Genomic DNA, 13,673 nt, shown 5'->3' on the forward strand with positions numbered 1-13,673 from the left:
ATCTTCATGATAAAAACTATGACGACGTGTTGGCTTTGCGTCATTTCGACACAATTTATATGCCAAAAAATGATCACCATTTGGCACAGAACATGCTATAACAAATAAAGAAAAGCACTTTTATACTCGCAGTTTTTATTTGAGTTGAAGTCTAAAAATATGCAGTGTAAAAAGTGGCAAGGTGCAGCAGGAGAATCACCATGACAACGATGAAATTTGACGAAATGCCAACCGCTGTCGAAGAAATCGACATGCATGAGATCGAAAATGAAAGTGTCAAGCAAGCGTGGCAAGCCTATGAAGCCAAGCCTGAATATAAAGATTTTAACAAGCATGATTTGATTGAATCCATGCTCGAGCATGGTGCTGAAGAAAAGCAATTGACTGCTACGAAATAGCAAATGCTGCTTTTTTAGTGCCAAATTATGTTTTGAGTAAAGCCTTATCTTCGATCGGTTGCTAGAATGTGTCCTGAAACAAAATTGAGAAATGACATCAGGAAATAAAACCATAAAATAAAAAAAGTAGCTCCGAAAAGCTACTTTAGATGGATTCGATGTTTACTGGATCATTGTGTCATTGCCAGAGCAATTCAAATGCTTAACGACTATTTGGCACAGTAAGGATCGGTGGAACGGCTTCATAGTTGATTTCTACACGACGGTTTTCACGCCACGACGATTCATCATGACCTGCATTGACAGGTTGTTCTTTACCGTAGCTGACTGCTTCCAGTTGATCAGCACGCACACCATAAGAAGTCAAGAACGCTTCAACTGCTTTGGCACGGCGTTCGCCTAGCGCCATATTGTACTCTCGTGTACCACGTTCATCGGTATGACCAACCAATGCGACTTTTGAGTTGGCATTGGCAGAAAGATATTGCGCATGGGCTTGTAGAGTTTGATAATCTTCGTTAGACACATCACTGCTGTCATAATCGAAATGTACCACACGCTTGGCAAGGAATGGGCGGTTGGCATCAGTCACGCCAAGCGTTGAGCCACCTTGTGCGCTAATTGATGAATCTGTACCGAGACCAGAAGTGGTTGCACCGCTGACTGTGCCTGCACCATTGCTGGTGGTCGTTGTTGCTGGTTTGCGATTGGCACAGCCTGTCATCACTAAAGCACCTGCTAACACAGGTAAAACCAATAATTTATAATTCATAACACTCTCCTGATGGATGAGATGGTGGGGATTTTATACAACCGTTTTAATCAATTCCATTTAAGCAAGTTAAAATACTGAATTCAAACAACTGCTGACTACAATATTGACGACTTTAAGTTTCAAGCAAGTCGCCTTTAAATAGGTCATTTCGTTGCTGAGACGAGATGACCTAAACTGTGTTAATGGCTCGGTGCCCAAGCGGGTTCACGCACTTCGCCTTGTTCACTTGGTAGATTCATACGGAATCGACCATCGGTAGACATGATGGAGAGCAAGCCACGATTGCCTTCACGTGTCGCATAAACCACCATCTGACCATTTGGTGAGAAACTTGGCGACTCATCCAGCGAGGTTGGGGTGAGAATATTGAAAATACCTGAATTGAGATCCATCAGGGCAACTTTATAGTTACTACCACTTGGGCGATGTACTAAAGCAACTTTGCTACCATCTGCATTGAGCGTTGCACGGGCATTAAATGCACCTTTAAAAGTCATGCGTTTGGTCGAGCCGTCTGCAAAAGTATAGCGATAAATCTGCGGTGAGCCGCCACGATCTGAGGTAAAAATAAATGATTTCCCATCAGGCGCATAACGTGCTTCGGTATCGATCGCCGTGTCACGCGTCAAGCGAGTCAGTTGCTTGGTTGATAGATTCATTCGATAGACTTCTGGATTGCCATCCATCGATGCGGTAAACAGCATATTTTGTCCATCAGGTGAAAAACTCGGCGCACCATTTAAGCCCTTAAAACTGGTCAATAATTGACGCTGACCTGTCGATAAGTCTTGTAAATAAATCGCTGGACGTTTGGTTTCAAAGGACACATACGCCAATTTCTTGGCATCAGGTGTCCATGATGGCGACAGAATCGGCTCAGGCGATGACAAAATCGTGCGAGGTTCGGCACCATCGGTATCGGCAATTTGTAAGGTATAGCGTTGATCAGGTGTTGCAGGGTTACGCAGTACATAGGCAATGCGACCACTAAAATCACCAGGCACACCTGTTAATGCTTTATAAATGGTATCACTGATCAAATGTGCGGCTTTACGCAACTGACTACTTGGTACGGTGAGCACTTCATTGAGTAGCCATTGTTGTTTATCGGTATCGAACAATTGATATTGAATCTTATAGGTCGATGCATCGACTTGCTGTACCTGACCCATCACCACATAGGGAATGCCAGCACCTTTCCAAACGCCAACGTTCATCTGGCTTGGCGAGGTCGGATTGGCAGGTAAATTGTTCGAGGTACTGGTAAAACGACCTGAGCGATTGAGATCGCTGGCAATAATCGGTGAAACGGTTTGATCATTGCCAAAAGGCACCACCGCAATCTGAGGCGCTTGTTCAGGCGCTTTGGCGATCTCAAGGTGCAACTGCGCATAGCTGTGCTGTATGGCAACAGGGGAACACGCCACCAGCAGAGCGAGGGCAAGGTGTTTATATTTCGCTGTAGATTTTGGATTTTGTTTCAAGGCAATCATCTCGACTTTATTTCTAACCTTTGGTAAATGATGCATCTTCGTGTAATTCAGATATTTCCGTAAAGCGATTCGACTCGGAAATCTGAATGAAATCATCCTTGTTGTAACAAAGCCCTGCATTGAATTCTATACTGACTATGTAAATTTAAGCGAATACCGCACTCACATTAAAATAATGTATAGTGAAATAGTCATGCTGACAAGTTCGAACTTTGACAAATTATTTCGCTGTAAATGTTGAAGTAAATGAGCGTGCTTCACGGCGTGCATCAGCATCATCAGGCATTGGAAACGGAGCTGCTGCACGAATCGCCGCTTCAACAGAGGCTTTGACATTCGGATCGCTACTCGACACGATTGCCGATGCAACTTGACCGCTATCAGTGAGTGTGACGCGTGCTGTGGCTTTTGTCCCAGAAGTACCGACTGGTACATCCCATGAACGTTTAATTTTTGCTTCAAAATCACGCTTAGCGCTGGATGCAATTTTTTTCGCATTGGCTTTTTTGTTAGCAGCCGCTTCTTTGGCTTCACGTTCTGCTTTGGCTTTTGCATCAGCCTCAGCCTTGGCTTTCGCTTCGGCATCGGCTTTACGTTTAGCGTCTGCATCCGCTTTTTTCTTCGCATCTGCCTCAGCTTTTTTCTTGGCATCTGCCTCAGCTTTTTTCTTGGCATCTGCCTCAGCTTTACGTTTGGCATCCGCATCGGCTTTGCGTTTGGCATCTGCCTCAGCTTTACGTTTAGCGTCTGCCTCAGCTTTACGTTTGGCATCAGCATCGGCTTTGCGTTTGGCATCTGCCTCAGCTTTACGTTTGGCATCAGCATCGGCTTTACGTTTGGCATCAGCATCAGCTTTGCGTTTGGCATCAGCATCAGCTTTACGTTTAGCGTCCGCATCGGCTTTGCGTTTAGCATCTGCCTCGGCTTTGCGTTTGGCATCAGCATCAGCTTTACGTTTAGCATCTGCATCGGCTTTACGTTTGGCATCCGCATCAGCTTTACGTTTGGCATCCGCATCAGCTTTACGTTTCGCATCGGCGTCAGCTTGTTGGCGTTGCTGTGCAGCACGTTGTTCCGCTAAGCGTTGTTGTTCAAGTCGCTGCTGTTCAATTTGTTTCTGTTCAAGCTGTTTTTGGGCAAGCTGTTGTTGTGCCAATTGCTGTTGTTGAAGTGTGCGCTGTTGTTCGGCTTGGGTCGGGGTCGGATCGATTTCTTCAGGGGTTTGTGCGACTTCAGGTGCTTCGGTGATTTCAGACACTCTTTCTGTTGGCGCTTCTGTCAGGTCTTGTTGCGGTTTTTCTTGTTGTAGTATTTTGAGTTCTTCTGGGGTGACTAGAACGGTTTTTAAGGGCTTGGGTGGTGTTGGTAAAGGTGCGTCAGCAAAAAAAGCCAAGCCGACCAAAACCACGGCATGGAGACCGATGGTAAAGGCGAGAGCGAGAGGCTTTTGTTTAAACTCAGGTTGACGACGCATACTTTCTACTTACATTGATCGTGGTGTGGATTGGCGATTCTGGGCAATCATGATTTCAATTATTTAATCGGTTGAGTGACCAGCCCGACTTGTTCAAGCCCAGCTTGTTGTAGGTCAGACATCAGTTTCATCACTTCACCATAAGCAATCGACTGATCACCTGCAACCATGACATTGATATTTTCATCTTGTTCTAATGCCGACATCAATGTACTTTCAATCTCAGCCAAGCTCATCGCTTTCGGCGCATCGCTTTGTACTTGCAGTTGCAGTTGTCCAGCTTTATCGATGATAACCGTATATAGGGTGGCATTACTGCTGTTACTGCTTTGATCTTGTCCTTGGACTTTAGGAAGATCAACATCAACTTTACTGGTGATCATCGGCGCAGTGACCATAAAAATCACCAAAAGGACTAACATCACGTCGATATAGGGAACGACATTCATTTCACTTTTCAGTGGTTTTTTGATGCGGGTAAAACGACTATTCGAACGTGCCATAGCTTAAACTCTCATCCATTGACCGAATTGGCTTACACTTCATCTTCAAGATCAGGCGCAAGCGACTGACGTTGTAGGCGGGCAGTCATTTCTTCGGCAAATAAGGCACGTTCTTCATATAAGCCTTCGCTTTTTGCGGTGAAATGGTTAAAAGCAAGTACCGCAGGAATCGCTGCAAATAGACCAATGGCTGTGGCAATCAAGGCTTCGGCAATCCCTGGTGCAACTGTCGCCAAGGTGACTTGCTCGGCAGATGATAAACCGATAAATGCGGTCATAATGCCCCACACCGTACCGAATAAGCCGACATAAGGTGCGACCGAACCAATACTGGCTAAGGTGCTTAAACCATGCTCCAAACCAGCTTGCTCACGAGAAAGGCTGACCCGCAAAATACGCTCAGTGCCTTCTAAAGACTGTGCAAGTGTGGCTTTGCGTTTGCTGAGTTTGTGGTATTCGCTATAACCGTCATGAAAGACATTTTCCAAGCCTGCACGGTTGGCTTTGGTTTGCGCATTTTTAAATAAGGTTGGAAGCTCTGCACCTGACCAAAAGATTTTTTCAAATTGTTGATCTTGCTTATTGGCTTGTTTAAAGCTGATATTCAGCTTGGCGATCAAATACCAACTGTAGATCGACGCAAGCAGTAGACCAAGCATCACCAACTGGACGATGATTCCTGCGCCTAAAATCAAATCAATGACATTTAAAGAGTGTGTAGCGGCTTCTGTTGGCAAAGTTTCAGTTGGCATATTTGGTCTGGCTAATCGTCGAGGTGTTTGGTTTAGTTGTCTTGTGCTTGCTCCAGCTTGGCATTTTCGAGCGCTTGCTGTTCCAATGCGAGCTGTTCAAGAATCATGTTTTTCAAAGCATCAGGCAATTTGCGTGGTCGCATCTCCTTGGAAAGACAAGCGATGGTGACAAGTCCTGAAGCCAGCAGTATTTCATCACGGTAAATTTCTTGTTGCAAGGAAAATGATGCGGATTTGCAAGAAATTACACGTGCTGTAACAGTGAGTAAATCATCCATTAAGATCGGTCTATGGTATTTCACCGCAATATCGTGTACCACAAAGTTGTAATCTTGCTGATGCCAATAGTGGTCAAACTTCGATGCACGAAGCCATTCAGTGCGGGTGCGCTCCATATAACGGATGTGATTGGCATGGTAGACGATGCCACCCGCATCGGTATCTTCGATGTAGACACGGATGGGAAAACGGAAACAATTGATCGATGAATTGGCAGATTGACTCATAATATTCACTCTAAAACTGTGTTTATTGGTGTTGGCTTATAGAAAGACGAGGGGGGTATCGCTTGAGCATCAGTGTAGCCCAGTTCAAAATAATGGAAAATGGCACTGATGTTCAAAATTGGCAATGCATTGTTTTGCTAGCCAAGATTGATCAATGATCAGAAAACTGTGTGATATCTTGATTTTAGAAAACGAGTGCGTCATGGAAATGAGCTGATTTTGCCATTGAGCGAGTTGAAAAATATGGCAAACTACGATTCGAAATTTTGATTTTTAACATTTGGTTCACATCCATGTCTAATTCATTTGATCGCCAACATCTGTGGCATCCATATACCTCAATGATTGATCCGCTACCGACTTATCAGGTGCGTTCGGCGGATGGGGTGTATATCGAGCTAGAAAGTGGCGAGCGCTTGATCGATGGTATGTCGTCGTGGTGGTGTGTGATTCATGGTTATAATCATCCCGAGCTAAATCAAGCCGTCGAAACGCAACTGAAAAAAATGTCGCATGTGATGTTTGGTGGATTGACGCATCAGCCTGCGATTGATTTAGGCAAACAACTTTTAGCAATTGCACCGAAGCATTTTCAAAAGATTTTTTATGCTGATTCAGGCTCAGTGGCGGTCGAAGTTGCCTTAAAAATGGCGATCCAATTTTACTACGCACAGGGCAAATCGGCTAAGTCGAACTTTATTACCACTCGCTCAGGCTATCACGGTGACACGTGGCATGCCATGTCGGTTTGCGATCCTGTGACAGGGATGCATCATATTTTTGGCAGTAGTTTGCCACAGCGTATGTTTGTCCCTGCACCACAATCCAGTTTTTCAGGGGAGTGGAATCCACAAGATATTGAGCCTTTAGCGCAGACATTGGCACAGCATCACCACAGCATTGCTGCCATGATTATCGAGCCGATCGTGCAAGGTGCGGGCGGTATGCGTATCTATCATCCTGAATATCTACGTCAAGCGAGTAAATTGTGCAAACAATACGATGTACTGTTGATCGTCGATGAGATCGCCACAGGTTTTGGACGTACAGGAAGGTTATTTGCAAGCGAACATGCTGATGTGCAAGCGGATATTATGTGTATCGGCAAGGCCTTAACAGGTGGCTATATGACGCTTTCGGCGACGCTGACCACTGATCATGTGGCGAAAACCATTAGTGAAGGTAGTCCGAGTGCTTTTATGCATGGTCCGACCTTTATGGCAAATCCGTTGGCGTGCGCTGTGGCATTGAAATCGATTCAAGTGCTGTTAGCGCAGGATTGGCAAGACAAGATTACACAGGTCGAACAACAAATTACCTCTGCTTTAATGCCGTTAAAAGCACTTCACCAAGTTGCAGATGTGCGCGTGCTTGGCGCAATCGGTGTAGTAGAAATGAAAAATCCAGTCGATATGGCGCAGATTCAACAGCGTTGTGTTGAGCTTGGCGTGTGGATACGTCCTTTTGGTAAGTTGGTGTATATCATGCCACCGTACATTATTTCTGAGGCGGAGTTACAGACTTTGCTTGATGCAGTGCAAACTATTGTTCGTGAAAGTGATCATGAGCCTGCTTGATGTGTGTTGGCTAGGTCATAAGCTACGTGCCGTGCGGGTTTCGCTGTTTAATATTCGATGGAAGGGTATGCCTTCCGCAGGAGTTACTTTTCTTTCGGGAAAAGTAACCAAAACCATTTGTCAGTCGCAAACTCGACCAATTCTGATGCGTATCAAATTACTCGCAGAAACATTAACTTTTCATTGCAGTATTGCCTCGAACAATGCGACTGACCCTGATGCGTATCCTATGGATTGTAAACATCAGATTTTTGAAATTAGATTATGAAACCGAAGGTAGAGTTTGTGAATCCACTTTATCAGTCTTATGCCGATACGCTTGATCAACTCAAGGCGCAGGGTAATTATCGCTTCTTTAAACAGATCGAACGAGATGGACAATTTATTCATCTGAATGGCAAAAGAATGCTCAATCTTAGCTCAAATGATTATTTGGGTTTGGCGGAAAATGCAGAGTTAAAAGCGGAATTTCTCGATAGCTATCCGATTGCCAAGCAATATTTTACTAGTTCGTCTTCACGATTACTTACTGGAAATTTTGAAGAATATGAGCAGCTTGAAGAAAATCTTAGTCAAGCCTTTGGGCGATCGAGTTTGCTGTTTAATAGTGGCTATCACATGAATATCGGCATCTTGCCTGCGCTGTGCGATGCTAAGACTTTGATCATTTCCGATGAACTCATTCACGCCAGTATCATTGATGGTATTCGACTCAGCAAAGCGCAAAAACAGCGTTATGCGCATCAAAACCTTGCTGAACTTGAGCAATTGCTGATTACGGCGATGGATGATGAGGCGATTGATAAAATCATCATCGTCACTGAAAGCGTTTTTAGCATGGACGGTGATATGACCGATTTAAAGCAATTGGTTGCCTTTAAAAAGAAATATCCTAAAGTCATGCTCTATGTCGATGAGGCACATGCCATCGGTGTCTATGGCGAGCGTGGTTTGGGCTGTGCAGAAGCGCAGGATTGTATCGCTGAGATTGATTTTTTGGTTGGGACATTTGGCAAAGCACTCGCTTCAATTGGTGGTTATTTGATTTGTGATCAAGTGATCCGTGAATTTCTCATTAATAAAATGCGCTCACTGATCTTCTCCACAGCGCAAGCGCCGATCAATATGGCGTGGACGAATTTTATTTTTCAGCGCATGATGCGCATGTCTGAACGACGTAAAAATCTGTTAAATATCAGTGAAAAACTGAAAAGTGAAGTCGTCAATCGTGGGTTAAGCTGTCCAACGCAAAGTCATATCATTCCTGTGATCTATGGTGAAAACCAAACCGCCGTGGATAAGGCGATGCAGATGCAAGATGCAGGATTCTATGTACTCCCAATCCGTCCGCCGACGGTGGCAAAAGGTACGGCAAGGGTACGGATTTGTTTACATGCGGATTTGCAGTGGTTGCAACTTGAAGCACTTTTAGGAAAATTATAAGCCATGTTGAATCTGCAAAAAGGCATCTATTTTATCAGTGGTATTGACACCGATATTGGCAAAACTGTGGCAACGGGAATGCTTGCTAGGCAATTGCTTGATCAAGGCGTGTCGATCATCACGCAAAAACTGGTGCAAACAGGCAACGATGGATTTTCCGAAGACATCGCCAAACATCGCCAATTGATGCAAAAAGATGATTTTCCTGAAGATGGCGAAGGGCTGACCGCACCGCAAATATTCAAATATCCTGCGTCGCCACACCTCGCCACACGCCTTGAAAATACACATTTAGATTTAGAGAAAATTACTTCTGCAACGCAAGTGCTGGCGGAGCGTTATGACGTGGTTTTGCTCGAAGGCGCAGGTGGTCTGATGGTACCACTGACTACAGATTTGCTCACCATCGACTATGTTGCTCAGCATAATTATCCAATCATCCTTGTTACTTCTGGACGTTTGGGGAGTATTAACCATACTTTACTGAGCCTGTATGCGCTCAAGCAGTTTGGTGTGTCGTTTCACAGCATTGTGTTTAATGCTATTCACGATGCGCAAGATCAGGTGATTGCACAGGATACACGTCACTATTTACAGCAGAAAATGATTGCGATGTTTCCTCAAGCGCAGTGGATTGAGTTGCCAAAACTTTAACGCAAACTTGGCTGGAATTTTGGTGCAAGCTAAATTTCTTGGTTTAAATGAAATGCTTGTGCTGAAATCCGAGTGATCGCTGAATTTAATGACTGCTCTGATGGACACGCTCGATATGCGTCAAAATATCTCCAGTGATATTTTTCGCCATTTCTTCTTGGGCAAAATATACCTGACCAATATTTTCTTCACGGAGTACTTTTGCCTCTTCAACACTTTCCGCACCGACGATGATTTGCAACTGTGGATTGAGTTGTTTGGCAATATTTACAATTTGATGAATGTCCAAAATATCCATGGTGCGGAGCACTAGTAGGCGTGCATGCATGATATGTGCTTGGATCAAGACGTTTGGATCGGTCGGCTTGCCTGAGACTGCGGCAATGCCTTTTTCACGCAGATTTTCCACCACTTCACGGTTTTGATCGGTGATTACCACTTTGATATTTTGCGCTTGCAATTGATCTGCAATATGGCGACCTGTTGGGGTATAGCCAACAATTACCACTTGATCCCGCAGGTTACTTTGATCAACTTCATCAGGAAGCATAGCGAGTGGATCGCCACTACGCTCAAGTAAGCGTGCCAAATGTGAACGCTCACGAATCCAGCGTTGGATCGGTTCCACCGCCGTAAAGATAAATGAATTTAGCGAAATCGAAATCAGTGCGCCAGCCAAGATCAAGTTTTGCGCTTCAAGGGTAAGTAATTTCAATGCCACGCCAAGCGTTGCGAGGATAAAGGAAAACTCACCGATTTGCGCCAAACTTGCCCCAACTGTCAGTGCGGTGTTGAGTGGATAGCGGAAGAACAGCACCAGTGCCATTGCTGCAAGGGTTTTACCAATCATGATAATGGCAACTACGGCAAGGATATGTAACGGCTCTTCGATGATGATACGAGGGTCAAATAACATCCCCACCGAAACGAAGAATAAAATCGCAAAAATCTCACGTAGCGGTTGGGTTTCTTCTTCGGCACGATGGCTAAAGTCGGACTCTTTCACCACCATGCCCGCAAAGAATGCACCTAGTGCCATCGATACGCCAAAGATCGCATAAGAGCCGTAGGCAATCGATACCGCAGCCGCAACCACCGTCAAAGTGAATAATTCCCGTGAACCCAGCCGTGCCACAAACTGCATGATCAACGGCACAAGGCGCTTGCCGACGATGAGCATAAAGGCGATAAAGCCTGCGACTTTGAGTAGGGTGATGCCGATGGTTAGCCAAATATTTTGACCACTGTCATCGTTGAGGCTCACCCCACCGAGCAGTACCGCTGTAGCAGGAAGTAAAACTAAAGCCAAAACCATCACCAAGTCTTCGACCAACAGCCAACCGACGGCGATCTTGCCATTGACTGAGTCCAGTAATCCTCGATCCCCGAGTGCTTTGAGCAATACCACAGTACTGGCACAGGAAAGACTTAACCCAAACACCAATGCTGAGCCAAATGACCAGCCCCACAGCATGGTCACGCCGATACCAAGCAGGGTCGCCACAGCGATCTGTAAAATCGCACCAGGGAGTGCAATACGGCGCACCAGCATCAGATCTTTTAAGGAAAAATGCATCCCGACGCCAAACATCAGAAACATCACACCGAGTTCTGCGAGCTGATTGGCAAGGTGAATATCGCCGACCACCCCAGGAGTATTTGGGCTGATGATAATACCCGCAAAGAGATAGCCAATGAGCGGTGGAAGTCGTAGACGTGCAGCGATATAGCCAAAAATCAAAGCCAAGCCAAAACCCACGGCAAGTAAGATAATCAGGTCTACATCATGTGGCACAGCACGCTCCAAATAATATTGTGAATAGAAATAAATGCTTAAAGAAGATAAAGCATAAATAATGCCAAAAAATATGTTTTTGAAGTATAGCAAACAATGCAAATTTCAGGCATAAAAAAACGACTCAAGAAGAGTCGTTTTTTATCGAGGCTAAAATTATTTAATTTTAGCTTCTTTGAAAATCACGTGTTGACGGATTTTTGGATCAAATTTTTTGATTTCCATTTTTTCCGGCATAGTACGTTTGTTTTTCGTAGTGGTATAGAAATAACCTGTACCAGCAGTTGAAACTAGGCGAATTTTATCACGCATGGCAATGGCTCCTTAGATCTTTTGACCTTGAGCGCGAAGATCAGCAACAACCTTCTCGATGCCCAATTTGTCGATAATACGCATACCTTTGGTAGAAAGACGAAGACGTACAAAACGCTTCTCAGTTTCTAACCAAAAACGGTGGTGGTGCAGGTTCGGCTCGAACCGGCGCTTGGTTTTGTTGTTTGCGTGCGAAACGTTGTTACCAACGATTGGACGCTTGCCGGTAACTTGGCAAACCTTAGACATGGTGAACTCCATTGATTAAGCCGAACAATAAATGGTATTTGTCAGGCTTGTCAGTAAGTAAAACAGGGTAACTCATTTGTAAGGGGCGTTTTATACCAAATTTCAGGTTAAAACACAAGCACGCCTTCCAAAAATAAGGCATAAACAATGCGATTCGTTTATGTCTTGATCAATCTTCAAAAAAATGTCATCAAAATAGCTGACGATCGTTTTGAATGTGCCTCGACGTTATTTTAACGACGAAGCAGAGTATTATACATGATCTTGTGGATCGGTTTGTTAAATGGCGGCAAAATCATCTTAAAGGTGTACAACTTTGGCTTAGACATCATTGAGCGCTCATGAGAGAAGCTAAAGAAACCTTCTGGGCCATGATATTTACCCATGCCCGATGCACCAACGCCACCAAATGGTAGATCATCTTGGGCAACGTGGGTGAGCGCTTGGTTATTGCCAAAATGACCTGAATGGGTGTGCTGCGCAACGTATTCTGCACGATCCTTATTATAGTCAAAATAATATAAGGATAACGGGCGTGGTCGATCATTAATAAAGTCAATCACTTCATCGATGCTATCATATTCAAAAATCGGTAGGATCGGACCAAAGATTTCATGTTGCATCACTTGCATATCAGGGGTGACATTGGTCAAAAAGGTCGGTGCAATCTTGCGTACATCGGCAAGCGCTTCATGTTTACAGTTAATTTCAATGATTTGTGCACCATGTTGTTGTGCATCTTCAAGATAACCCTGTAAACGACGATACTGCTTGTCATTGATAATCGAGGTGTAATCTTGATTATCTCGAATGGTCGGGTACATGTGGTGGACAAATTTACGGAAGTTTTGAATAAACTCCGCTGTCTTGCCACGTGGTAAAAACAGATAATCAGGCGCAACACAGGTTTGCCCTGCATTCCAGAGTTTGGAGGCAGCGATGCGCTGCGCAACATCTTTAAGTGGCATGTCATGATGTACGATTGCAGGCGATTTCCCGCCAAGTTCTAGAATCACTGGTACTAAATTATCCGCCGCTGCACGCATCACGGTTTTACCGACGTCGGTCGAGCCAGTAAAAATCAGTTTATCAAAAGCTAAACGACTAAATGCATCTGAAATCGCACCACCACCATTGATCACAGCGACCAGTTCGCGCGGAAACACTTCTGCCAGTGCTTTTTCAAGCAAAGAACCAAACTTTGTCGAGGAACTTGAAATCTTGATCATGGCGTGATTGCCTGCTGCCAATGCGCAGATCAATGGCCCAACGGATAACAGCAATGGATAATTCCACGGTGCAATAATCCCGATCACCCCAAGCGGTTGATATTCCACCCATGCTTTGGCAGGGTGGTGGATATGTCCAACTTGACGTTTAGACGGCTTCATCCACTTTTCGAGATGTTTGGAATAATAGCTAATCTGTTCAAGGCAAGTCAGCACTTCCCCGAGCTTGGTCTCGCCAACGGCACGATTGCCGTAGTCCTGTGAGATTGCTTCTGCCATCTGATCTTGATATTTAATCAAAACCTGACGCAAATGAGTGAGACGATCTATACGCTCAGCCGCAGTCGGACGCTGATGACGGCGATAGGCGCGCTGCTGGTCTTGCAGTAGATCGTGCATGTGCTGGATTTTATCCGAGCCTGAACTGTTAAGATTTTTATTAAGGCTGTTCATTGCATGGAACCGTTGTGGTTATTCGTTGTGCTATTTTTAGAGTAAAAGCTCTAAATAGTC

General features: G+C 44.7%; 14 protein-coding genes. 4 read left to right on the forward strand and 10 right to left on the reverse strand.

Going from position 1 to position 13,673, the window contains the following annotated elements; all coding sequences use genetic code 11:
* Positions 1–200: 200 nt before the first annotated feature.
* Positions 201–398, forward strand: a complete 198-nt coding sequence (locus tag BLQ60_RS09195) for an NF038105 family protein (RefSeq protein ID WP_092619246.1) — start codon at positions 201–203, stop codon at positions 396–398.
* Between the two features lie 202 nt (positions 399–600).
* On the opposite strand, the gene pal is transcribed toward BLQ60_RS09195, so the two are convergent.
* From pal to ybgC, 6 genes are all read right to left on the reverse strand, one after another.
* Positions 601–1,170: a peptidoglycan-associated lipoprotein Pal gene (pal, locus tag BLQ60_RS09200; protein ID WP_092619249.1), complete on the reverse strand. Its 570-nt coding sequence runs from the start codon at positions 1,168–1,170 to the stop codon at positions 601–603.
* A gap of 182 nt (positions 1,171–1,352) precedes the next feature.
* Entirely contained in the window at positions 1,353–2,666 is a 1,314-nt protein-coding gene (gene tolB / locus BLQ60_RS09205) for a Tol-Pal system beta propeller repeat protein TolB (RefSeq protein ID WP_092619252.1), read from the reverse strand.
* 220 nt (positions 2,667–2,886) lie between these two features.
* A complete protein-coding gene (tolA, locus tag BLQ60_RS09210) occupies positions 2,887–4,140 on the reverse strand; it encodes a cell envelope integrity protein TolA (protein ID WP_092619255.1) in 1,254 nt (417 codons plus the stop codon).
* Between the two features lie 59 nt (positions 4,141–4,199).
* The gene (gene tolR / locus BLQ60_RS09215; RefSeq protein WP_092619258.1) at positions 4,200–4,643 is read right to left on the reverse strand and encodes a protein TolR; all 444 of its coding nucleotides are present in this window, start codon (positions 4,641–4,643) and stop codon (positions 4,200–4,202) included.
* Positions 4,644–4,675: 32 nt separating this feature from the next.
* Positions 4,676–5,395, reverse strand: coding sequence for a protein TolQ (gene tolQ / locus BLQ60_RS09220; RefSeq protein WP_092619261.1), 720 nt, complete (start codon positions 5,393–5,395; stop codon positions 4,676–4,678).
* A gap of 32 nt (positions 5,396–5,427) precedes the next feature.
* Positions 5,428–5,901 (reverse strand): tol-pal system-associated acyl-CoA thioesterase, encoded by a 474-nt coding sequence (gene ybgC, locus BLQ60_RS09225; protein WP_092619264.1) that lies wholly within the window; start codon positions 5,899–5,901, stop codon positions 5,428–5,430.
* A gap of 293 nt (positions 5,902–6,194) precedes the next feature.
* Here ybgC and bioA point away from each other — a divergent pair, with 293 nt between their 5' ends.
* The 3 genes from bioA to bioD all read left to right on the forward strand — a co-directional run bounded on the left by bioA (position 6,195) and on the right by bioD (position 9,575).
* Positions 6,195–7,478: an adenosylmethionine--8-amino-7-oxononanoate transaminase gene (bioA, locus tag BLQ60_RS09230; RefSeq protein ID WP_092619267.1), complete on the forward strand. Its 1,284-nt coding sequence runs from the start codon at positions 6,195–6,197 to the stop codon at positions 7,476–7,478.
* A gap of 264 nt (positions 7,479–7,742) precedes the next feature.
* Positions 7,743–8,921, forward strand: coding sequence for an 8-amino-7-oxononanoate synthase (locus BLQ60_RS09240; protein ID WP_092619273.1), 1,179 nt, complete (start codon positions 7,743–7,745; stop codon positions 8,919–8,921).
* Positions 8,922–8,933: 12 nt separating this feature from the next.
* Positions 8,934–9,575, forward strand: coding sequence for a dethiobiotin synthase (gene bioD / locus BLQ60_RS09245; protein ID WP_213030472.1), 642 nt, complete (start codon positions 8,934–8,936; stop codon positions 9,573–9,575).
* 85 nt (positions 9,576–9,660) lie between these two features.
* On the opposite strand, the gene BLQ60_RS09250 is transcribed toward bioD, so the two are convergent.
* From BLQ60_RS09250 to BLQ60_RS09265, 4 genes are all read right to left on the reverse strand, one after another.
* A complete protein-coding gene (locus tag BLQ60_RS09250) occupies positions 9,661–11,370 on the reverse strand; it encodes a cation:proton antiporter (protein ID WP_092619279.1) in 1,710 nt (569 codons plus the stop codon).
* Positions 11,371–11,526: 156 nt separating this feature from the next.
* Positions 11,527–11,682 carry a 50S ribosomal protein L33 gene (gene rpmG, locus BLQ60_RS09255; protein ID WP_003654787.1) on the reverse strand — a complete coding sequence of 52 codons (156 nt, stop codon included), beginning with the start codon at positions 11,680–11,682 and terminating at the stop codon, positions 11,527–11,529.
* Between the two features lie 12 nt (positions 11,683–11,694).
* Positions 11,695–11,931 carry a 50S ribosomal protein L28 gene (rpmB, locus tag BLQ60_RS09260; protein ID WP_092619282.1) on the reverse strand — a complete coding sequence of 79 codons (237 nt, stop codon included), beginning with the start codon at positions 11,929–11,931 and terminating at the stop codon, positions 11,695–11,697.
* A gap of 233 nt (positions 11,932–12,164) precedes the next feature.
* Positions 12,165–13,613, reverse strand: coding sequence for a coniferyl aldehyde dehydrogenase (locus BLQ60_RS09265; RefSeq protein WP_092619285.1), 1,449 nt, complete (start codon positions 13,611–13,613; stop codon positions 12,165–12,167).
* Positions 13,614–13,673: the final 60 nt, after the last annotated feature.

The organism is Acinetobacter marinus, from assembly GCF_900096915.1.
Classification (GTDB): Bacteria; Pseudomonadota; Gammaproteobacteria; order Pseudomonadales; family Moraxellaceae; genus Acinetobacter; species Acinetobacter marinus.